At 72.3% G+C, this 20404-nt stretch carries 19 protein-coding genes; 14 read left to right on the top strand and 5 right to left on the bottom strand.

Annotated elements, in window-relative coordinates:
• Position 1: 1 nt before the first annotated feature.
• From ACZBH1_RS07690 to ACZBH1_RS07680, 3 genes are read left to right on the top strand one after another with little or no spacing between them, the layout of a single operon-like run.
• On the top strand, positions 2-730 hold the full coding sequence (locus tag ACZBH1_RS07690; protein ID WP_463646028.1) for a 4-carboxy-4-hydroxy-2-oxoadipate aldolase/oxaloacetate decarboxylase: 729 nt from the start codon (positions 2-4) through the stop codon (positions 728-730).
• Positions 717-1805 carry a 4-oxalomesaconate tautomerase gene (locus tag ACZBH1_RS07685; RefSeq protein WP_463646027.1) on the top strand — a complete coding sequence of 363 codons (1089 nt, stop codon included), beginning with the start codon at positions 717-719 and terminating at the stop codon, positions 1803-1805. The genes ACZBH1_RS07690 and ACZBH1_RS07685 overlap by 14 nt, the downstream gene beginning before the upstream one ends.
• 58 nt (positions 1806-1863) lie before the next feature.
• Positions 1864-2826, top strand: coding sequence for a VOC family protein (locus ACZBH1_RS07680; RefSeq protein ID WP_463646026.1), 963 nt, complete (start codon positions 1864-1866; stop codon positions 2824-2826).
• A 160-nt stretch (positions 2827-2986) separates the two neighbouring features.
• Here the strand turns inward: ACZBH1_RS07680 and ACZBH1_RS07675 are convergent, their stop codons facing one another.
• The 3 genes from ACZBH1_RS07675 to ACZBH1_RS07665 form a co-directional block, all read right to left on the bottom strand.
• Positions 2987-4099, bottom strand: a complete 1113-nt coding sequence (locus ACZBH1_RS07675; protein WP_378878821.1) for a 5-methyltetrahydropteroyltriglutamate--homocysteine S-methyltransferase — start codon at positions 4097-4099, stop codon at positions 2987-2989.
• Positions 4100-4167: 68 nt separating this feature from the next.
• Complete coding sequence (locus ACZBH1_RS07670) at positions 4168-5079, bottom strand: serine hydrolase (protein ID WP_378878823.1); 912 nt, start codon at positions 5077-5079, stop codon at positions 4168-4170.
• Positions 5080-5143: 64 nt separating this feature from the next.
• Positions 5144-7126 carry a M13 family metallopeptidase gene (locus ACZBH1_RS07665; protein ID WP_463646025.1) on the bottom strand — a complete coding sequence of 661 codons (1983 nt, stop codon included), beginning with the start codon at positions 7124-7126 and terminating at the stop codon, positions 5144-5146.
• 145 nt (positions 7127-7271) lie between these two features.
• On the opposite strand from ACZBH1_RS07665, the gene ACZBH1_RS07660 reads away from it, so the two are divergent.
• The 3 genes from ACZBH1_RS07660 to ACZBH1_RS07650 all read left to right on the top strand — a co-directional run bounded on the left by ACZBH1_RS07660 (position 7272) and on the right by ACZBH1_RS07650 (position 10952).
• On the top strand, positions 7272-8591 hold the full coding sequence (locus ACZBH1_RS07660; protein WP_336394240.1) for an MATE family efflux transporter: 1320 nt from the start codon (positions 7272-7274) through the stop codon (positions 8589-8591).
• An 88-nt stretch (positions 8592-8679) separates the two neighbouring features.
• Entirely contained in the window at positions 8680-9741 is a 1062-nt protein-coding gene (locus tag ACZBH1_RS07655; protein WP_463646024.1) for a semialdehyde dehydrogenase, read from the top strand.
• Entirely contained in the window at positions 9738-10952 is a 1215-nt protein-coding gene (locus ACZBH1_RS07650; RefSeq protein ID WP_463646023.1) for an NAD(P)/FAD-dependent oxidoreductase, read from the top strand. Before ACZBH1_RS07655 ends, ACZBH1_RS07650 begins: the two co-directional genes overlap by 4 nt.
• Before the next feature lie 12 nt (positions 10953-10964).
• Here ACZBH1_RS07650 and ACZBH1_RS07645 read toward each other — a convergent pair whose 3' ends face one another.
• On the bottom strand, positions 10965-11642 hold the full coding sequence (locus ACZBH1_RS07645) for a TrmH family RNA methyltransferase (protein ID WP_378878829.1): 678 nt from the start codon (positions 11640-11642) through the stop codon (positions 10965-10967).
• Positions 11643-11766: 124 nt separating this feature from the next.
• Here ACZBH1_RS07645 and ACZBH1_RS07640 point away from each other — a divergent pair, with 124 nt between their 5' ends.
• The 6 genes from ACZBH1_RS07640 to ACZBH1_RS07615 all read left to right on the top strand — a co-directional run bounded on the left by ACZBH1_RS07640 (position 11767) and on the right by ACZBH1_RS07615 (position 17633).
• Positions 11767-12915: a PP2C family protein-serine/threonine phosphatase gene (locus ACZBH1_RS07640; protein WP_463646022.1), complete on the top strand. Its 1149-nt coding sequence runs from the start codon at positions 11767-11769 to the stop codon at positions 12913-12915.
• Positions 12912-14873 (top strand): glycosyltransferase family 2 protein, encoded by a 1962-nt coding sequence (locus tag ACZBH1_RS07635; RefSeq protein ID WP_463646021.1) that lies wholly within the window; start codon positions 12912-12914, stop codon positions 14871-14873. Before ACZBH1_RS07640 ends, ACZBH1_RS07635 begins: the two co-directional genes overlap by 4 nt.
• On the top strand, positions 14870-15202 hold the full coding sequence (locus tag ACZBH1_RS07630) for an STAS domain-containing protein (RefSeq protein WP_336394235.1): 333 nt from the start codon (positions 14870-14872) through the stop codon (positions 15200-15202). Before ACZBH1_RS07635 ends, ACZBH1_RS07630 begins: the two co-directional genes overlap by 4 nt.
• Positions 15192-15605 (top strand): ATP-binding protein, encoded by a 414-nt coding sequence (locus tag ACZBH1_RS07625; RefSeq protein ID WP_452323645.1) that lies wholly within the window; start codon positions 15192-15194, stop codon positions 15603-15605. The genes ACZBH1_RS07630 and ACZBH1_RS07625 overlap by 11 nt, the downstream gene beginning before the upstream one ends.
• Before the next feature lie 82 nt (positions 15606-15687).
• Complete coding sequence (locus tag ACZBH1_RS07620) at positions 15688-16974, top strand: Nramp family divalent metal transporter (protein ID WP_336395033.1); 1287 nt, start codon at positions 15688-15690, stop codon at positions 16972-16974.
• 23 nt (positions 16975-16997) lie between these two features.
• Positions 16998-17633: a metal-dependent transcriptional regulator gene (locus ACZBH1_RS07615; RefSeq protein ID WP_463646020.1), complete on the top strand. Its 636-nt coding sequence runs from the start codon at positions 16998-17000 to the stop codon at positions 17631-17633.
• A gap of 118 nt (positions 17634-17751) precedes the next feature.
• Here ACZBH1_RS07615 and ACZBH1_RS07610 read toward each other — a convergent pair whose 3' ends face one another.
• Complete coding sequence (locus ACZBH1_RS07610) at positions 17752-18711, bottom strand: SDR family NAD(P)-dependent oxidoreductase (protein ID WP_463646019.1); 960 nt, start codon at positions 18709-18711, stop codon at positions 17752-17754.
• 40 nt (positions 18712-18751) lie between these two features.
• Here ACZBH1_RS07610 and ACZBH1_RS07605 point away from each other — a divergent pair, with 40 nt between their 5' ends.
• Both ACZBH1_RS07605 and ACZBH1_RS07600 read left to right on the top strand, forming a co-directional pair.
• Complete coding sequence (locus ACZBH1_RS07605; protein ID WP_336394231.1) at positions 18752-19561, top strand: HAD-IIA family hydrolase; 810 nt, start codon at positions 18752-18754, stop codon at positions 19559-19561.
• A gap of 35 nt (positions 19562-19596) precedes the next feature.
• Positions 19597-20169 (top strand): YdeI/OmpD-associated family protein, encoded by a 573-nt coding sequence (locus tag ACZBH1_RS07600; protein ID WP_336394230.1) that lies wholly within the window; start codon positions 19597-19599, stop codon positions 20167-20169.
• Positions 20170-20404 lie beyond the last annotated feature (235 nt).

Here is a 20404-nt window from a genome sequence, read left to right as displayed (position 1 = left end):
GATGAAGCCCGTCGTCGTCACCGACGTCGCCAGAGCGGATGCCGCGACCGCCGCCGCGCTGGGGGCCCACGGCGTCGCGACCGTGCACGAGGCGATGGGCAGGTCCGGGCTCGTGGGGCCGGGCATCCGTCCGATCCAGGACGGCGTTCGGGTCGCCGGCACCGCGGTGACGGTGCTCAGCCACCCCGGCGACAACCTGATGATCCACGCCGCGATCGAGCAGTGCCGCGAGGGCGACCTCCTCGTCGTGGCGACGACGTCGCCGTCCAGCGACGGAGCCTTCGGCGACCTGTTCGCCACGGCGCTCACGGCCCGCGGCGTGCGCGGCCTCGTCACCACGACGGGCGTGCGCGACATCGCGGACCTGCGGGAGATGGGATTCCCCGTCTGGTCGGGTGCCGTGCACGCGCAAGGCACGGTGAAGGCGACGCCGGGATCGGTGAACGTGCCGATCGTCGTCGCCGGGGCGACGGTGCGGCCGGGCGACGTCGTGGTGGCCGACGACGACGGCGTGGTGGTGGTCCCCCGCGAGCGCGCGGCCGACGTGCTGCGCGCGGCCGATGCGCGTGTGTCTAAGGAGGAGGCCGACCGCGCGGCCTACGCGTCGGGCGCGCAGCTCAGCCTCGACCGCAAAGGCCTGCGCCCGCTGCTCTCCGAGCTCGGCGTGGAGTACCTGACGCAGGCGCAGTACGACGCGCGGGGCGGGGCGCGGGGCGATGGCGGCGCCTGACGCGGCTGCGGCCGCGCGCGACGGCATCCGGTGCATGCTGATGCGCGGGGGCACCTCCAAGGGCGCCTACTTCCTCGCGGCGGATCTGCCGGACGACCCGGCCGAGCGCGACGACCTGCTGCTGCGGATCATGGGCTCGCCCGATCCGCGCCAGATCGACGGCATCGGCGGCGCGCACCCGCTCACCAGCAAGGTCGCGATCGTGTCGCCGTCGACCGCGGACGGCATCGACGTCGACTATCTCTTCCTCCAGGTGGGGGTCGACGCGGCGACCGTCGCGGACGCCCAGACCTGCGGCAACCTGCTGGCGGGCATCGGCCCGTTCGCCGTCGAGCGGGGCCTCGTCCCGGCGACGGGCGAACGCACGACGGTCCGCATCCGGCTGCTCAACACGGGTGACACCGCGACCGCCGTCTTCGCGACGACCGACGGCCGCCCCGACTACGACGGCGACGCCGCGATCGACGGTGTGCCCGGCACGGCATCCGCCATCCAGCTGGAGGTCGGCGGCGGCCCCGAGAAGCCCCTGCTTCCGACCGGCGATGCGACCGACGAGATCGACGGCCACACGGTGACGCTCATCGACAACGGGATGCCGGTGGCACTGCTGCGCGCCGACGAGTTCGGCGTCGACGGCAGCGAGACGCCCGCCGCGCTGGAGGGCGCCGCCGAGCTCGCCGCGCGCATCGAGCGCATCCGGCTGGCCGCGGGCCCGCTGATGGGCCTCGGAGACGTCGCGCAGCAGACCGTGCCGAAGATGATCCTCCTCTCGCCGGCGCGCCACGGCGGCGCGATCTCGACCAGGGCCTTCATCCCGGCGCGCGTGCACACGGCGATCGGCGTGCTGATGGCGGCATCCGTCGCCGCGGCGCTGCGCATCCCCGGAGCCGTCGGATCCGGCCTGGCCGGACCGCTCGACGGCGACGAGACCGAGATCGAGCACCCGACCGGCTCGTCCCGGTCGCACGTGCACGTCAGCCGCGACGGCGACGGCACCTGGCGGGCCACGTCGTCGACCGTGCGCACCGCCCGCAAGCTGTTCGACGGCACGGTCTTCCCGAGGCCACGCCGATGACCCGGCTCCCGGCCCCGCCCGACCCACGTCTGCCCGAGACCGTCAGAGAGGACGCACCATGACCGCCGACACGTCGTTCGACGTCGCCCACCTCGCCCACGTCGAGCTGCTCACCCCCACCCCCGCCGAGAGCCGCTGGTTCTTCGAGGAGCTCCTGGCCATGCGGGTCGTCGCCGAGAACGGCGATTCGGTCTACCTCCGCACGTGGGACGAGTACCAGCTCTACACGATCAAGCTCAGGGCGTCGGATGCCGCGGGCGTCGGCCGCACCTCCTTCCGTGCGTCGTCGCAGCAGGCGCTCGAGCGCCGGGTCGCCGCCATCGAGGCGACGGGCCTCGGCCGCGGCTGGGTGGACGGCGACGTCGGGTGCGGCCCGACGTACGAGTTCACCGACCCCGACGGCCACGCGATGGCCATCTTCTACGAGGCCGAGCGGTACGTCGCAACCGACGACAAGCCGGCGCTGAAGAACCAGGCCTCACGGTTCCCCGGGCGCGGGGTCAACGCCCGGCGCCTCGACCACATCAACTACCTCGCGAAGGACGTCGAGGCCAACGGCACCTTCCTCCGCGACGCGCTGGGGATGCGGGAGTCCGAGCGCATCCGGCTCGACAACGGCCGGTTCGCGGCGTGGTGGTTCCACTTCTCGCTGAAGTCCTACGACGTCGTCTACTCCGACGACTGGACCAAGCACGGCAACCGCCTGCACCACATCGCCTTCGCCCCCGACACCCGCGAGGACATCCTCAAGGCCGCCGACATCTTCCTCGAGAACGGCATCCACATCGAGTCGGGCCCCCACAAGCACGCCATCAACCAGACGTTCTTCCTGTACGTCTGGGAGCCTGGCGGCAACCGGATCGAGTTCGCCCAGGCAGGCGCCCGCCTGTTGCTGGACCCCGACCAGCCCGTCGTCGAATGGTCCGAGGCCGAGCGCAAGAAGGGACAGGCGTGGGGCATGAAGACGATCGAGACCTTCCACACCCACGGCACCCCCGTGGTCGACGTCCCCCATCACTGACCTCGCCCGCTCTCGGGGTTCGCCATCCCGGGTTCGGGGCGCGCCGCGTGCGTTCGGGGCGTGCCCCGCGCGCCCCGAACGCACGGCACGCGCCCCAAACCCGGAACCTCAGGCCGGGGAGGGGAGAGTCCGGGGAGGGAAGAGTCCGGGGAGGGAGGGGTCAGCGCCAGACGTCGGCGGCGATGTCGACCACCTCGCGGACCTTCGCCCACTGCTCGTCCTCGGAGAGGACGTTGCCCTCCTCGGTCGAGGCGAAGCCGCACTGCGGGCTCAGCGCGAGCTGGCCGAGGGGTGCGAAAGCGGATGCCTCGTCGATGCGCTGCTTGACGGCATCCACGTTCTCCAGCTCGCCGGTCTTGGACGTGATGAGTCCCAGCACGACCGTCTTGTCGCCCTCGGGCAGGAAGCGCAGCGGCTCGAAGCCGCCCGCGCGCTCGCTGTCGTACTCGAGGAAGTAGCCGTCGTACGCGGTGTTGCCCAGCAGCTGCTCGGCGACCGGCTCGTAGCCGCCGGACGAGATCCACGTCGAGCGGAAGTTGCCGCGGCACACGTGCGTCGTGATGACCAGGTCGTCGGGCTTGCCCTCGAGGATGCGGTTGAGGATGCCGGAGTACCGCTCCGCGATGCCGTCGGTGCGGATGCCACGGCCCCGGGCCTTCTCGAGCTCGGCGTCCGAGCAGAGGTAGGCCCACGCGGTGTCGTCGAACTGGAGGTAGCGGGCGCCCGCGGCGTAGAACGCGGCGACGGCGTCGCGGTACGCCTGCACGAGGTCGTCGACGATGTCCTCGCGGCCGTCGTACTCGGGCGTCAGGATGTGCCCGGGCTCCAGGCGGAAGTCGAGCACCGTCGGCGCCGGGATGCTGAACTTCGGCACGGCGCCGGTCGTGCGCTCGAGCAGGCTCTTGAGCGAGCGGAAGTGGTCGAGGAAGGGGTGGCTGTCGCTGAACCCGATCTTCCCGGTCACCTCGATGCCGCGGGGCTTGGTCTGCACGCCCTGGAACTGGATGCCGTGGTCGAGCTCGACGATGTCGACGCCGTCGAGCAGGCCGAAGAAGTCGAAGTGCCACCACGAGCGGCGGAACTCGCCGTCGGTCGCGAGCTTCAGCCCGGCGTCGGCCTCGCGCACGACGAGCTCGGCGATCGCCGTGTCCTCCGCCACGCGCAGCGCGTCGGCGTCGATCTGGCCGGCCGCGAACCGGCGGCGGGCTTCGGCGAGTTCGGAGGGGCGGAGGAAGCTGCCGACGATGTCGGCGCGGAACGGCGGTGTTGACACCCTGGCGAGGTTACCCGATGCCTCCCGCCATAGGCATCCACTCGTCATCCGGCGTCACCGACCACGCCTCAGAACACGTACTCCATGAGGTCGGTGCCGAGGATGCGGAACGCCTCGTGCGCCCGCAGCCGGTGCGAGATCGAGAGGTCGTCGAAGCAGACGATGAGCGCGTACGACACCCCGGCCCGTGGACCGGCCAGCACCCCCGCCTCGACGCGCACACCGGAGTCCCTGCCCGTCTTGTTGATGAACAGCAGCCCGTGCTCGTCGTTCTCGTGCGAGAACGGGTCGAGACCGGTGGCGGATGCCACGAGCGACAGGTCGTGGTTGAGGCTGAGCCACTCCGCGACCTGGGCGCTCACGCTCGGCGAGACGACCTGCGAGTTCACCAGGGCGGCGAAGACCTCGGCGAGCTCGCGGGCGGAGCCGAGCGCGAAGTGCGGCGCGTCGTCGGGGCCGCGCTCGTCGCGGAAGCGGTCGAGCAGCGCCGAGCGCGCGAGCCCGAGCTCCTCGATGCGGCTGCGCACGGCGGGCAGCCCGACGCGGCGCAGCAGCGCGTTCGCGGCGAGGGCGTCGCCGGTCGAGGCGGTCAGCACGGCGAGGTCCGACAGCGGCAGCGCCGGCGCCTTCAGGTGCTGCCACACGCCGCCCACGCCGACCGGCTCCATGTGCGCGCGGTCGATGATCTCGAGCGGGTCGAGCGTGCCCGACTCGAACGCGGCGGCGACCTCGATCAGCAGCGGCACCACACCGAGCCCCGCGACCGGCAGGGTCACGAAGTCGTCGCCCGAGAGGACGGAGGTGCCGCGGTCGAGGTCGGTGATGCGCACCGAGATCTTCGCGCCGGACGCAGCGAGGTCGTCGAGCGCCTTCAGGGTGGATGTGAATGATCGACGTCCGGCTGCCGCCCTCTTCGGCAGTCGTCGTCCGGTGCCTCGTCGCGCCCCCCGAAGCGACTCGGCATCCTTTCTGGGCTCCATGCCCACGGGTTTCCCTTCCCCTTGAACGTGTTGCGGGGCAGACGGACCGGGATCGGCCCGCTTCTCACCAGATGGTGACGCGCTGATCCTCGTCGAGCCACAGGGCGTCGGACTCGGTCACGCCGAATGCATCGTAGAACGCGTCGATGTTGCGGACGATCTGGTTGCACCGGAACTCGTTGGGCGAGTGCGGGTCGATCGTCAGCAGGCGGATCGTCTCGGCATCCCGCCCCTTCTGCTGCCAGATCTGTCCCCAGCTCAGCAGCAGTCTCTGGATTCCGGTGAAGCCGTCGATCACCGGCGCCTCGGCCGGATCGCCGTTCTCGTCGGTCCCCAGCGACAGGGCGTACGCCTTGATCGCGATGCCGAGTCCGCCGAGGTCGCCGATGTTCTCGCCGATGGTGAGCGCGCCGTTGACGTGGTTCTCCTCGGCGAGACCCAGCGGCACGAGCGCGTCGAACTGGTCGATGAGGTTCTTCGTGCGCTCCTCGAAGGCGGCACGGTCCTCGTCGGTCCACCAGTCCCGCAGCGACCCGTCGCCGTCGAAGCGGCTGCCCTGGTCGTCGAAGCCGTGGCCGATCTCGTGGCCGATCACCGCGCCGATGCCGCCGTAGTTCGCGGCGGCGTCGCGGTCGGCGTCGAAGAACGGGTACTGCAGGATCGCCGCCGGGAACACGATCTCGTTCATCAGCGGGTTGTAGTACGCGTTGACCGTCTGCGGCGTCATGAACCACTCGTCGCGGTCGATCGGCTTGCCGACCTTCGCGAGCTGGCGGTCGTGCTCCCAGACGTGCGCGCGGCGGACGTTGCCGACGAGGTCCTCGGCGTCGATCTCGAGGGTGGAGTAATCCTTCCACTTCACCGGGTAGCCGATCTTTGGCGTGAACGTGCCGAGCTTCGCCAGCGCGCGCTCGCGCGTCTCGGGGCTCATCCACTCCAGCTCGGAGATCGACTGCCGGTACGCATCGACGAGGTTCGCGACGAGCTCGTCCATCGCGTCCTTGGCCGACGGCGGGAAGTGGCGCTCGACGTAGACGCGGCCGATCGCCTCGCCCATCGCGGCCTCGGTGAGGCTCACGCCCCGCTTCCACCGCTCGCGGTTGACCGGGACGCCGGTGAGCTGGGTGCCGTAGAACGAGAAGTTCTCCGCGACGAACTCGTCCGACAGGAACGGCGCCGCCGAGTGCACGACCGCGAAGCGCAGCCACGCCTTCCAGCCCTCGAGGTGCTCGTCGGTCAGCATCACGCCGAGGCCTTCGAGGAAGCTCGGCTGGTACACGTTGATCTCGGCGAACGCGTCGGCGTGGTCGGGGGCCATCCCGTCACGCCACGGCGCGAGGTCGACGCCGACCAGCTCCTGCACCTCGTCCCAGGTCTTGAGGTTGTAGGTCTTGACCGCGTCGCGGCTGGCGACGTTGTCCCAGTGGTGGGTGGCCAGCTCCGTCTCGAGCGCGACGATGAGATCGGCGGATGCCTCGGCCTCGGCGACCCCCGCGAGCTCGAGGATGCGCTGCACGTGGGTGCGGAACGCGATGCGTGTCTCCTGGAAGCTGTCGAGCCGGTAGTAGCTCTCGTCCGGCAGCGACAGGCCGCCCTGGATGAAGAACGGCACGTAGCGCTGCGGGTTGCCCGGGTCGGGCTCGATGTAGAGGTGGATGAGCGCGGCGATCCCGTCGCGCTCGAACTCGCCGACCGTGCGGAGGAACGCCGGGATGGAGTCGATCGCGTCGACCCGGGCCAGCACGTCGGCCAGCGGCGCCCCGCCGAGCTCCTCGATGCGCCCGGTGTCCATGAAGCTCGTGTAGAGGTCGCCGATCTTGCGGGTCTCGGTGCCCGGGTCGGCCTGCTGCGACTCCTCGATGATCGCGTGCACGTCCTTCTCGGCCTGCTCCGCGATGAGGTGGAACGATCCCCACCGCGCCTTGTCGTCCGGGATCTCGGTGCGCTCCAGCCATGAGCCGTTGACGTGGCGGAACAGATCGTCCTGCGGGCGGATCTCGGCGCTGAGCTCCTCGAGCGCGAGACCGGAACGGGGGGCGTCGGTCATGCGTTCCAGGTTAGTCGCCCCATGCCTGGGCGATTCTCGCGTGGGGATGGATCGCCGTCGCATCGTGATGAAGCCCGGCCCCGCGCACGCGGAGGGGGACGGATGCCGCGCCGCGCTGGCGGCGCCGCCTTCTAGGCTCTTCAGCGTGACCACCGACACGCTGAACCGCGACATCCTGCGGCTCGCCGTGCCGGCGCTGGGCGCCCTCGTCGCCGAGCCCCTGTTCCTCATCGTCGACTCGGCCCTCGTCGGGCACCTCGGCGTGGAACCGCTCGCCGGCCTCGGCATCGCCTCGGCGGTGCTGCAGACGATCGTCGGGCTGATGGTCTTCCTGGCGTACTCCACCACCCCGGCGGTCGCCCGCCGGTTCGGCGCCGGAGACCCCACGCGCGCGGTCTCGGTCGGCATCGACGGCATGTGGCTCGCGCTGGGCCTGGGCGCGATCCTCGCCCTGATGGGCTCGCTCGGCACGCCGTTCCTCGTCGGCCTCTTCGGCGCGTCGCCGGGCGTCGCCGAGCAGGCCGAGATCTACCTCGGCATCTCGATGTGGGGGCTTCCCGCGATGCTGGTGGTCTTCGCCGCGACGGGTCTCCTGCGCGGCATGCAGGACACCGTGACGCCGCTGTGGATCGCCGGACTCGGCTTCGGCGCGAACGCCCTGCTGAACTGGGCGTTCATCTACGGGCTCGGCTGGGGCATCGCCGGCTCCGCCCTCGGGACGGTCGTCGCGCAGTGGGGGATGGTGGCCGCCTACGCGGTCGTCGTGGGGCGACTCGCGCGCCGGCACGAGGCATCCGTCCGCCCCCAGCGCGAGGGCGTGCGCGGCTCTGCACGATCGGGCGGCTGGCTGTTCCTGCGGACGGTGTCGCTGCGGGTGGCGCTGCTGGCGACGGTGGCCGTGGCGACCGGCCTCGGCACCGACGAGCTGGCCGGCTGGCAGGTCGCCTTCACGATCTTCTCCACCGCGGCCTTCGCGCTGGACGCGCTGGCGATCGCGGCCCAGGCGCTCATCGGCAAGGGGCTCGGCGCCGACGACACGCACCTCGTCCGCCGTGTGCTCGGGCGCACCGTCGCGTGGGGCGCGTGGTTCGGCATCGTCGTGGGCGCGTTGATCGCCGCGCTGTCGGGGGTGATCGGGCTGCTGTTCACCGGCGATCCCGCGATCGCCGCGCTGGTGCAGCCGGCGCTCATCGTGCTGGCCGTGGCGCAGCCGGTGTGCGGCATCGTCTTCGTGCTCGACGGCGTGCTCATCGGCGCGGGCGACGCGAAGTACCTGGCGATCGTCGGCGTGCTGAACCTCGTCCCGTTCCTCCCCGCGCTGGTGCTCGTCGCCGTGCTGCAGCCGGCCGGCGCGGCGGGCCTGGCGTGGCTGGCCGTCGCGTTCTTCGGCGTCTACATGCTCGCCCGGCTGGTCACGCTCGGCTGGCGCGTGCGCGGGTCCGTCTGGATGACGGTCGGCGTCTGAGGGCGCGCTCGCACCCACGTATCAGCGTGCGGGCCGCCCGCTCCTTGATCGCATGGCGCCCCCACCTCGGCGCCGGAAGGAGCCCGCCGTGTCCGAGAGCGGAACGTTCGCATTCACCGTCCACCCCCGCGCCAGCCTGCGCGAAGACCTCGCGCGCGTGTGGCGGCCGCTGGGGCTCATGCCCGAGGCCGTCTACGACGCGGCGCTGCGGCGCCTGCCGCTCCCGCCGGTCACGATGGCGGGCGTGCAGATCGGCGGCGAGCGCGTCGGCCACGTCGTGCTCGTGCCGTTCGGCGCCCGTCACCTGCTGTCCGACATCGACGGCGGCCGGCGTCGCGTGGGCCGCGCCGTCGACCGCGCCGCCGCGCTCGGCGCCGACGTCGTCGGGCTCGGCGCGCTGACGGCGACCGTGACCGCGGGCGGCGCGTCGCTGCGCGGCCGCTCCGACATCGGCGTGACGAACGGCAACGCGTTCACGGCGGCGATCGTCGAGGACCAGATCCGGATGCTGCTCCCCCACGTCGCGACCAGGACCACGCGCCCTCACGTCGCCGTGGTCGGCGCCAGCGGCAGCGTCGGCACCGCCGTGACGAGGCTGCTGGCACGCGACTCCGCCGGCGCCCGCCTGACGCTGATCGCGCGCACGGCGCCGCGCCTGGAGGCGCTCGCGGCCTCGGTCGCAACCGACGTCGAGGTCGCCACCGCGCACTCGATCGACGCCGTCGGCGATGCCGACCTCGTGGTCCTCCTCACGGCGTCGGCCGACACGCTGCTCGGACCCGACCACCTCGCACCGGGCGCGATCGTGCTCGATGCGACGCAGCCGCGCAACACCTCGCCCGCCCTGGCCACCGCTCGTCCCGATGTACGCGTCGTCGACGGCGGCATCGTGTCGATCCCCAGCCTGCGCCTGGTCGGCGGCGACATCGGGCTGCCCGACGGCCGCTCGTACGCGTGCTTCGCCGAGACCGCGATCCTGGCACTGACCGGCCACCGCGGCCACTTCTCGCTGGGCAACCCGACGCTCGAGCAGGTCGACGCCATCCGCGAGCGCGCGGGGCGCCTGGCGCACCTCGGCTTCCGGGCCGCCGACCCGACGAGCTTCGGCGCACCCGTCGCCCTCGAGCCCCGCACGGCGGTGATCGTATGACCCGCGTCGTGCTGCTCGGCGGCGGGTATGTCACGCTGCACGCCTACGCCACGCTCGCACGTCGCGCGGCGCGCGAGCTGCGGCGCGGCGACCTGGAGATCGTCGTGATCTCGGCCGACCGCGCGCACCGCTTCCACGGGTTCACCGGCGAGCTGCTCTCGGGCATCATCCGTCACGACCGCGTGGCCACCCCGCTGGCCGAGGCCATGCCGCTCGCGCGGATCATCGAGGGCCGGGCGCTGCGCATCGACGCCGTCCGCCGCTCGGTCTCGTACCGACGCGGCGACGACGCCGTCGAGGCGATCGCCTACGACCACCTCGTCGTCGGCACGGGCGCGACCGAGCCGACGGACGCCGTCGCGGGGCTCGCCCGGTACGGCCGCACGCTGCGGGGGCCGGGCGAGATCGCGGCGCTCGCCGATCACCTCGCGACCGTCCCGGGCTCCCCCGTCGTCGTCGCCGGCGGCGGTATCGCGGGGGCCGAGCTGGCGGCCGCCATCGCCGACCGGGGGCACCTCGTCACCCTCGTGCACGGCGGCGAGCGCATCCTCGGCGAGTGGTCCGATCAGCCGCGGCTGCGCTCGCGCGCCGAGGCGGAGCTCGCCCGGCTGGGCGTGCGGGTGGTCACGGGCGTGCGCCTGGCCGAGGTCACGCCGACGGCGGCGGTGCTCGCGGACGGCACGACGCTGATGACGGCGACCGTCGTCGCGACGACCGGGCAGAGCCCCGTGCACCTCCCAGGACTCGACCCGTGGCGCGACGAGCGGGGGCGGCTGCGCACCCAGCGGACGCTCGCCGTGCGCTACGGCGTGTGGGCCGCGGGCGACGGCGCGCGCGTGGAGCACCCGGTGACCCGGCAGCCCGTGCCGGCGAACGCGCTGTGGGCCATGAAGGGCGGCGACCACATCGGTCGCGCCATCGCGCGGAGGATCTCGGGCCGGCCGGCTCGCCCGTTCGCGTACCGGGGGCTCGGGCGCGCGGCCTCGTTCGGCCCCGGCCGGGGCATCTCGGAGCTGTACGGCGTGCCGTTCACGGGTGCGCTCGCGTGGATGCTGCGGCTGGTGTTCTTCCTGCGCTTCATGCCCTCGCGGGCTCGCGCCGCGGGGGTCGTGGCGGATCTCGCCCGCTCCGCGGTCACCGCACGTCAGGGCGAGCAGCAGGGCGCGCTGCGGCTGGGCGGTGAGACCGCCCTGAGCCCGGGACGCGGCTGACCGCGGGCCGGCTCAGGCCCAGCGGCGGCACCACTCGTACATCACGACGGCGGCCGCGGCGCTCGCGTTGATGGACCGGGTGGAGCCGTACTGCTCGATCGCGACGACGCCGGATGCCGCGGCCAGCGCCTCCGGCGAGAGCCCTGGCCCTTCCTGGCCGAAGAGCAGCACGCACGCCTGGGGCAGGTCGGCCGCCGGCAGCGGCTTCGAGCCCTCGACGTTGTCGATCGCGATGACGGGGAGGGATGCGGCATCCGCCCACGCGGCGAAGTCCGCGACGGTCTCGTGGTGGCGCACGTGCTGGTAGCGGTCGGTGACCATGGCGCCGCGGCGGTTCCACCGGCGCCTGCCGATGATGTGCACCTCGGCGGCGAGGAACGCGTTGGCGCTGCGCACGATCGAGCCGATGTTCATGTCGTGCTGCCAGTTCTCGATCGCGACGTGGAACGCGTGCCGGCGGGCGTCGAGGTCGGCGACGATGGCGTCCATCGTCCAGTAGCGGTACGCGTCGACGACGTTGCGGGCGTCCCCGTGCGCGAGCAGCTCGCGGTCGTAGCGGTCGTCGTCCGGCCACGCGTCCGGTCCGCCCGGCCATGGCCCCACCCCGACCGGAAGCGTCGGTTCCGCGGCATCCGAAGGCGGTGTCCCCTCGTGCTCGGGCCGCGATGCGCTCGGGTCGGGCGTGGTCACCGGGAAAGGGTATCCCGGCGCGGCGCGCCGATCCGCGTCGGCGCGTGTTCGCTTTGCGTCGCGAAGTCGCCCTCAGGTCCGGGACCGAACCATACTGGAGTCATCGTGACGACCGGGGGGTCAGTTGTTCGACGACGAAAGGCGCCAGCGCGCCATCGAGGCACTCGGGGTACTCGACACTCCGCCGGATGAGCGGGTGGACCGGGTCGCCCGGCTGGCGCAGGAGATGTTCGGCGTGCCGATGGTGAGCGTCACCCTCATCGACCGCGACAGGCAGTTCCGCAAGGCCCAGATCGGCCTGGGAGGGCGGGAGGCGCCCCGGGAGGGCTCGTTCTGCGACGTCACCATCCGGCAGGAGGGCACGCTCGTGATCGAGGATGCCGCCACCGACGCCGCCTTCGCCGAGAGCCCGTTCGTCCTCGGCGACCCGCATCTGCGCTTCTACGCCGGCCACCCGCTGAAGGCGCCGGGCGGCGAGCAGGTCGGCACGCTCTGCATCATCGACACCCGGCCGCGCACGCTCGACGATCGCGAGAGGGTGCTGCTGAAGGAGCTCGCGCTGTGGGTGCAGTCCGAGCTGACCGACGCCGACGAGCTCGACTACGCCTCGGTCGTGCAGCGCGCCATGCTCCCCGCGCGCACCCCCGACGTCCCCGGGTACACGCTCGCCGCATCGGCGACGCCGGCGGGAAGCCTTCTGGGCGACGTCTACGACTGGCAGGTCGTGGACGGGCGCCTCCGGGTGGCCCTCGCCGACGTCATGGGCAAGGGCACGGGTCCCGCGATCGTCGCAGCGGCCGTCAGGGCGTCGCTGCGCACCGCTCCCACGCGCTCCCTCGCCGACACCGTCTCGGAGGTGGACCGCATGCTCGAGGCCGACCTCGGCGGCGCGAACATCTTCGTCACGGCGGTCGCCGCCGACGTCGACCTCGAGACCGGCGGCGTCTCGTTCATCGACGCCGGCCACAGCCTCGCCTTCATCCTGCGGGCGCACGGCGAGTGGGAGCCGCTGCAGTCGACGGGGCTCCCGCTCGGCATGGGCTTCGACGAGACACGGACCACCTCGGGCGCCCTGCTCGCGCCGGGCGACGTCTTCATGGTGTGCAGCGACGGGCTCCTCGACATCCTCGACCCGGGCGACCCGTTCGGCCACGTGCACGACGTGGTGCGCGACCTCGGCCCGCACGGCGCGGTCGAGGAAGCGCGGCGTCTCGCGCTGCAGCAGGGGGCACCCGACGACGTCACGGTGCTCGTCGTGAGGCGGGATCCGTGACGGCGCGGTTCGTCTGGATCCGCATCCTCGCGCTGCTGTCGGTCCTGCTCGGGGTCAACTACATCGCCTGGCGCTGGCTCGACTCGGTGAACTGGTCGGCGTGGTGGATCGCGGTGCCGCTCGTCATCGCCGAGACGTACAGCCTCATCGACACCTTCCTGTTCTCGCTCACGATGTGGCGCGCACGGGAGCGCCCGGCACCGATGTCGCCGCCGCAGGGCACGGTCGACGTGCTCATCACCACCTACAACGAGCCCGTCGACATGGTGATCGCCACCGCGCGGGCCGCGAAGCGCATCGCCTACCCGCACGAGACGTGGATCCTCGACGACGGCGCACGGCCCGACATGGCGGCCGCCGCGCGCGAGGCGGGGGTCGGCTACATCACGCGCTCGTCCGACTGGGACGGCAAGCCCCGGCACGCCAAGGCGGGCAACCTCAACAACGCGCTCTTCAGCACCGAGGGCGAGTTCCTGCTCATCCTCGACGCCGACCAGGTGCCCGACCCGCTGATCCTGCATCGCACGCTCGGCTACTTCGCCGACGACCCCGAGGTCGCACTCGTGCAGACGCCGCAGTGGTTCAAGAACGTCGACGACGCCGATCCGCTCGGCAGTCAGGCGCCGCTGTTCTACGGGCCCATCCAGCAGGGCAAGGACGGCTGGAACGCCGCGTTCTTCTGCGGCTCCAACGCCGTGCTGCGCCGCGACGCCCTGATGCAGCTCGGCATCGTGGGGTACGTCCGCGACGTCGAGCAGTCCACCGCCCGCACGCTGCGCGCGGCGGAGGCGCTGCTGGTGAAGGCCGCGAGAGACCGCACCGCCGACCCGGCCGTGCGGCTCCAGCTGCGACTGCTCGGCGGCGAGGTCACCCAGGCGCGCGTGCGCCTGGACGCGGGCGATCCGATCGGCGAGGTGACCTACCGCGTGCAGTCGGCGGTCGACACGGCCTCCCGCGAGCTCGTGCGCGGCGATCTGGCCCGCATGCGGGCCGACCTCGCGTCGATCGGCGAGCTGCCGGTGCAGCGCGACGCCGAGCTCGACGCGGTCGTCATCGACGACGCCGGCCTGGACGCCCTCACGACGCGGGAGCTGTCGCCGCTCGGCGCCGTCGGGTCGGTGGCGGCCCTCCTGCAGGCGCTGCGGGTCGATCGCCCCGACGAGGCCCAGCCCGTCCAGCCGATGGCGACGATCTCCGTCACCGAGGACATGGCCACCGCGATGCAGCTGCACTCCCTCGGATGGCGCAGCGTCTACCACCACGAGATCCTCGCGCGAGGCCTCGCGCCCGAGGACCTGCGCACCATGCTGACGCAGCGGCTGCGGTGGGCCCAGGGCACGCTCCAGGTGATGCTGCGCGACAACCCGCTGGCCAAGAAGGGGCTCTCCACCGGCCAGCGGCTCATGTACTTCGCGACGATGTGGAGCTACCTCTCGGGCTTCACCGCTCTGGTCTATCTCGCCGCACCGGTCATCTACCTCGTGTTCGGCGTGATGCCGGTGACCGCGTGGAGCGTGGACTTCTTCGCGCGGTTCCTGCCCTACTTCATCGTGAACCAGGTCCTCTTCCTGGTGGTCGCGAGGGGCCTGCGGACCTGGCGCGGCCAGCAGTACTCCCTCGCGCTGTTCCCGGTGTGGATCAAGGCGTGCACGTCGGCGTTCGCGAACGTGGTCCTCGGACGCCCGCTGGGGTTCGCGGTGACGAAGAAGGACGGCCGCGACGAGTCCGGACCGCCGTGGCGCGAGATCTGGCCGCAGCTGACCGCGATCGCCGTCCTCGTGCTGGCGCTGGTGATCGGCCTCGCCCGGCTGGCCGTCGGCACCTCGGACGGCACCGGCACGCTCGTCAACACCGTGTGGGTGGTCTACGACCTGGCCGTGCTGAGCGTCATCGTCCAGGCCGCCCTGTACCGGGGGCCGACGCGCCCCATCGCCCCGAAGCCCGAGGAGGCTCCGTGAATCTGACAGTGACGCCCGGGACGGACTACGCGCTCGTCCGTCCCGAAGGCCGGCTGACCGCGACATCGGTGCCGCGGCTGCGCCAGGCGGTGGACGAGCTCGTGGGCACGGGCAGCACGCGCATCGTCGTCGACCTCTCCGGCACCGAGTTCGTCGACTCGTCGGGGCTCGGCGCCCTCATCGGCGGGCTCAAGTCGGCCCGCCTCGCCGGCGGCGATCTGCGGATCGCGGCGGCGACCGAGCCGGTCAAGCGCGTGCTCAAGCTCACCAACCTGGATCGCGTGCTGCGCGATCACCCGAGCCCGGAGGCGGCATTCGATGGCGACTGAGGCCGACCTCCGCTGGGAGGGGATCGTCGACGACGCGCTCGTCGACCACGTGCACGACGCGCTCGACGAGCTCTTCCATCGCACCCCGGGCGTGGGCGACGAGGACGCGATGCTGTTCCGCCTGGCGGTGAGCGAGGTGGCGGCCAACGTCGCCGAGCACGCGCAGGCGCGCGAGCCGATCCACGTGACGGTCGAGCTGGATGCCGACGACGAGGCGCTGTCGGCCGTCTTCAGTGACACGGCGGATCCGGCGCTCCTCGACCTCAGCGCCGTCTCCATGCCGGAGGCGGACGCCGAGTCCGGGCGCGGCCTCGCGATCGCGCTGGCCGCGTGCGACGAGCTCATCCACGAGACCGAGGGCGGCAACGTCTGGCGGCTGCGCCGCCGGCGCCGCGACACCTGACGCGCCACTTTTCGGCACACCGAAATCCGGGTATGGTTTCGGTGTGCCGAAAACTGCCGAACTCACGGATGCCCCCACTGGCGTGCGCCGGCGCGGCCTGACACTGCCGCGCCTGGCGTGGCTCATCGGCCCGGCGCTCGTGGCGGGCGTGGCGTACCTCGACCCCGGCAACGTCGCCAGCAACATGACCGCCGGCGCCCGCTACGGGTACCTGCTGGTGTGGGTGGTCGTCGTCGGCAACGTGATGGCGTGGCTCATCCAGTACCTCTCCGCCAAGCTCGGGATCGTCACCGGCCAGAGCCTGCCCGAGACGCTGGGGCGTCGCATCCGCAGTCCGTGGGGCCGCCGCGCCTACTGGCTGCAGGCCGAGCTCGTCGCGATGGCGACCGACATCGCCGAGGTGATCGGCGGGGCCGTCGCGCTGTACCTGCTGTTCGGCATCCCGCTGGTCTGGGGCGGCGCGATCACCGGTGCCGTGTCGATCGGCCTGCTGCTCATCCAGTCACGCAAGGGTCCGCGCCCGTTCGAGTTCGTCGTCATCGGTCTCCTCGTGGTGATCGCGATCGGCTTCTCGTTCGGCGTGCTCGTCGCGCCGCCCGACCCGGCCGGCGTCGCGAGCGGGCTCGTCCCGCGCTTCGAGGGCACCGACTCGGTGCTCCTGGCCGCCTCGATCCTCGGCGCGACGATCATGCCCCACGCGATCTACGCCCACAGCGCGCTCGCCCGCGACCGGTTCGCCCCGCGGCCGGCCGCCGCGTCGGCGCTGAGCGACCGCACCGCCCCCGACGCGACGCTGGCCGAGCTGCGCGGCATCTCGACCCGGCGCCTGCTGCGCGCGACGAAGTGGGACGTGACCATCGCGATGCTCATCGCGGGCACGGTGAACCTCTGCATCCTGCTCCTGGCCGCGGCCAACCTCGCGGGCGTCCCCGGAACCGACTCCCTGGAGGGCGCCTACGCCGCGCTGTACGCCGGGCTCGGACCGCTCGTGGCGACGCTGTTCGCCGTCGGCCTGCTGGCGAGCGGCCTGGCCAGCACCTCGGTGGGCGCCTACGCCGGCGCCGAGATCATGCACGGACTGCTGCACATCCGCGTGCCGCTGCTGGCCCGGCGCCTGGTCACCCTCATCCCGGCGCTGATCATCCTGGCGATCGGCTTCGACCCGACGGTCGCACTCGTGCTCAGCCAGGTGGTGCTGTCGTTCGGCATCCCGTTCGCGCTGGTGCCGCTGGTCGCGCTCACCGCCAAGCGCGAGGTGCTCGGCGGGTACCGCAACCGGGTGTGGACGACGGTCGCGGGGATCGCGGCATCCGTCTTCCTCATCACGCTCAACGGCGTGCTGCTCTGGCTCGTGCTGACGGGCGCGTGAGGCGGCCCCGGTACCCTTTTGACGTGCCCTCCCCCGCCGTCGACGACTATCTGAAGACGATCTACCACCACACCGAGTGGCAGGACGATCGCATCACCCCGTCGCAGCTGGCCGCCGAGCTGGGCCTGGCGCCGTCGAGCGTCACCGAGATGGTGCAGAAGCTCGCGGCGCAGGGCCTGGTGACGCATCGTCCGTACGGCCCGATCGCGCTCTCGGACGACGGCGTGCGCCGGGCGGCGGCGATCATCCGCCGGCACCGGCTCATCGAGACGTGGCTCGTGCAGGAGTTCGGCTACGCGTGGGACGAGGTGCACGACGAGGCCGAGGTGCTCGAGCACGCCATCAGCGACCGGCTGCTCGAGGGCATCGACGAGCGCCTGGGCCGCCCGAGGTTCGACCCGCACGGCGATGCGATCCCGGATGCCGCGGGCGAGGTGCACCGCGAGCCCTTCGTGCTGCTGGCCACCGCGCCGTCGGGGCACGTGGGCCGCGTGCTGCGGGTGAGCGACCGGGACCCCGAGCTGCTGCGCGCGGTCGAGACGGCGGGCGTCGCGGTCGGCACGACGGTGACGGTGACGGATGCCGCCACCCTCCGCATCGGCGAGGCCGACGTCGCGCTGCCCGCCGGCGCCTCCGACGCCGTGTGGCTCACCGCCTGACACTCTCCTGCTCCGTCCGGGAGCACAGGATCGGAACATCCGGACGACACGCCGACAGCGGATGCCGCCACCCGGCGTGTCGCCGAAGACCTCCGACGCTGTGTCGGCCAGGCGGCCGTCAGCGCCGGGCGGCGCCGATGCGCGCGGCGGCGTCGAACGGCCACCGGACGCCGGTCGCCTGCTCGGCCACCTGCCACAGCCGGGCGCCGACCTCGGGGTCGCGCGTGACCTTGGCGGCGGTCTGCTCCCGCGGCTCGCCGCGCGAGCCGGTGCGAGGACCCCAGAAGCCGCCGCTCTCGGCCTCGGGATCGGTCAGGGCGCGCACCAGCGGCCACGCCCCGTGCTCCTTGGACTGCGAGAACGCCGCCTGCAGGTTGTCGCGGAAGCGCTTGGCGCGCGACGGCTCGTTGACGCCGACGATGCCGGGCGTGCGCCCGCCGATCGAGTACCCCGGGTGCGCGACGATGCTCGCGACGTCGACCCCCGCGGCGCGCAGGCGCCGGTCGGCCTCGAAGCCCAGCGCCGCGGTGGCGACCTTGGACTGCACATAGGCGCGCCACGCCGAGTAGTTCTCGACGAGCTGCGGGTCGACCGGGTCGTACGGGGTGAGCGAGGTCGACATGCTCCCCACCCAGACCATGCGGCCGGCGGCCTCGGCGAGCGCCGTCAGCAGCTCGCCGGCGAGGGCGAAGTGGCCGAGCGCGTTGGTGGCGAAGACGACCTCGTTGCCGTCGATCGTCGTCTGGCGCACCTTCGGCGGGTGGACGATCCCGGCGTTGAGCAGCACGCCGTCCAGGGCGCCGCGGCCGCGGATGCTGGCGGCGGCGGAGCGCACCGATCCGAGGTTGGACGTGTCGAGGATGAGCGGGTCGGTGGCGTCGGGCGCGGCATCCGGAACTCTCCTGCGGATCGCGGCGCGGGCCCCCGACAGACGATTCGGATGCCGCGCCGACATGATCACCCGCGCCCCCGCCCGCACCAGCTGCTCGGACGCGAAGTAGCCGAGACCGGTGTTCGAGCCGGTCACCAGATACACCCGACCCGCCAGGTCGGGGAGGCTGCGGGGGTCCCACGTCACGGCTTCGACCCTACGCCTGCCCGCCGCCTAGTCTGGACGCATGCGCACCCGGTCCGACATCGATTGCTGGCTCACCGACATGGACGGCGTCCTCGTGCACGAGAACACGCCGATCCCGGGGGCTTCGGACCTGCTGCAGCAGTGGCGCGAGCAGGGCGTGCCGTTCCTGGTGCTGACCAACAACTCGATCTTCACGCCCCGCGACCTCGCCGCCCGGCTGCGGGCCTCCGGACTCCTGGTGCCCGAGGAGTCCATCTGGACGTCGGCGCTCGCGACGGCGGACTTCCTGAAGTCGCAGATGCCCGGCGGGACGGCGTTCGTGATCGGCGAGGCGGGCCTGACGACGGCGCTCCACGAGGCCGGGTTCATCATGACCGAGACGAATCCCGACTACGTCGTCGTGGGCGAGACCCGCAACTACTCGTTCGAGGCGATCACGAAGGCGATCCGCTTCATCGGGGCCGGCGCCCGCTTCATCGCGACGAACCCCGACGCGACCGGTCCGTCGACCGAGGGCGTGCTGCCGGCCACGGGCGCGATCTCGGCGCTCATCACCAAGGCCACCGGCATGGAGCCGTACGTGGTGGGCAAGCCCAACCCGATGATGTTCCGCTCGGCGATGAACCGCCTCGGCGCCCACTCCGAGAACACGGGCATGATCGGCGACCGCATGGACACCGATGTCGTGGCCGGCATCGAGGCGGGCCTGCACACCGTGCTCGTGCTCACCGGCATCAGCGACGCCGCCGAGATCCAGCGCTACCCGTTCCGCCCCGACGAGGTGCTGGGCTCGGTCGCCGACCTGCTCGACTCCGAGCCGGTCGAGTCCGAGGACCCCGAGCTGCTCTGACCCTCACGTCGGAGCTCACCGATAGGGTCGCGAGCATGGGAGCGCTCGACGACGGCGAGAAGGTGGAGGCGACGGATGCCGCGGCCTGGCGCCGCTGGCTCGCCGAGAACCATCGCACCTCCAAGGGAGCGTGGCTCGTCCGCGCCCGGCCCGGTTCCGGGCTCGAGTTCGTCGGCTACGAGGACGCGATCCTGCAGGCGCTGTGCTTCGGGTGGATCGACGGGCCGGTCCGCTCCTTCGACGAGCAGCGCGGCGGGCTGTGGTTCGCGCCGCGGCGTCCGTCGAGCGGCTGGGCCGCGACGAACAAGGCGCGGGTCGCGCGGCTCGAGGCCGACGGGCTGCTGGCGGAGGCCGGCATCCGTGCCATCGAACTCGCCAAGCAGAACGGCGCGTGGACCGTGCTCGACAACGCCGAGGCGCTGCGCGAGCCCGACGACCTCGCCGCCGCCCTCGACGCCGAGCCGACCGCCCGCGCGGCGTGGGACGCCTTCCCGCCGTCGACCCGCAAGGTGGGCATCGGCGCCGTCGACTCCGCCCGCCGACCCGAGACGCGCGCCGCGCGCATCGCGAAACTCGTGGCCGATGCAGCCGAAGGGAAGCGCCCATGATCTCCGACACCGAGCAGACGCTGCTCCTGCTGACGAGCGCCGTCATCCTGCTCGGCACGCTCACCGTGATCCTGTGGCAGTGGTGGCGCAACCGCGGCAAGCGCGACTGACACGCTCCACCGTCGCTCCATCGGATCGTCCAGGTGGTGGCGCGCTTCGCCCATGTTCCCTGGCGTGACACCGACGTAATCTCGGTGCGCACCATCCAGACGAGGCTGTCCCGTCTGCATCGCAA

This window comes from Microbacterium sp. ZXT2-5 (assembly GCF_055329545.1).
This window is presented reverse-complemented; position numbering and strand designations above follow the sequence as displayed.

Excerpts from the sequence above, each read along its gene's own strand:
- ACZBH1_RS07690 (WP_463646028.1), top strand. The coding sequence starts at position 2 with ATGAAGCCCGTCGTCGTCACCGACGTCGCCAGAGCGGATGCCGCGACC.
- ACZBH1_RS07685 (WP_463646027.1), top strand. The coding sequence starts at position 717 with ATGGCGGCGCCTGACGCGGCTGCGGCCGCGCGCGACGGCATCCGGTGC.
- ACZBH1_RS07680 (WP_463646026.1), top strand. The coding sequence starts at position 1,864 with ATGACCGCCGACACGTCGTTCGACGTCGCCCACCTCGCCCACGTCGAG.
- ACZBH1_RS07670 (WP_378878823.1), bottom strand. The coding sequence starts at position 5,079 with ATGGAGCCCAGAAAGGATGCCGAGTCGCTTCGGGGGGCGCGACGAGGC.
- ACZBH1_RS07665 (WP_463646025.1), bottom strand. The coding sequence starts at position 7,126 with ATGACCGACGCCCCCCGTTCCGGTCTCGCGCTCGAGGAGCTCAGCGCC.
- ACZBH1_RS07650 (WP_463646023.1), top strand. The coding sequence starts at position 9,738 with ATGACCCGCGTCGTGCTGCTCGGCGGCGGGTATGTCACGCTGCACGCC.
- ACZBH1_RS07625 (WP_452323645.1), top strand. The coding sequence starts at position 15,192 with ATGGCGACTGAGGCCGACCTCCGCTGGGAGGGGATCGTCGACGACGCG.
- ACZBH1_RS07605 (WP_336394231.1), top strand. The coding sequence starts at position 18,752 with ATGCGCACCCGGTCCGACATCGATTGCTGGCTCACCGACATGGACGGC.
- ACZBH1_RS07600 (WP_336394230.1), top strand. The coding sequence starts at position 19,597 with ATGGGAGCGCTCGACGACGGCGAGAAGGTGGAGGCGACGGATGCCGCG.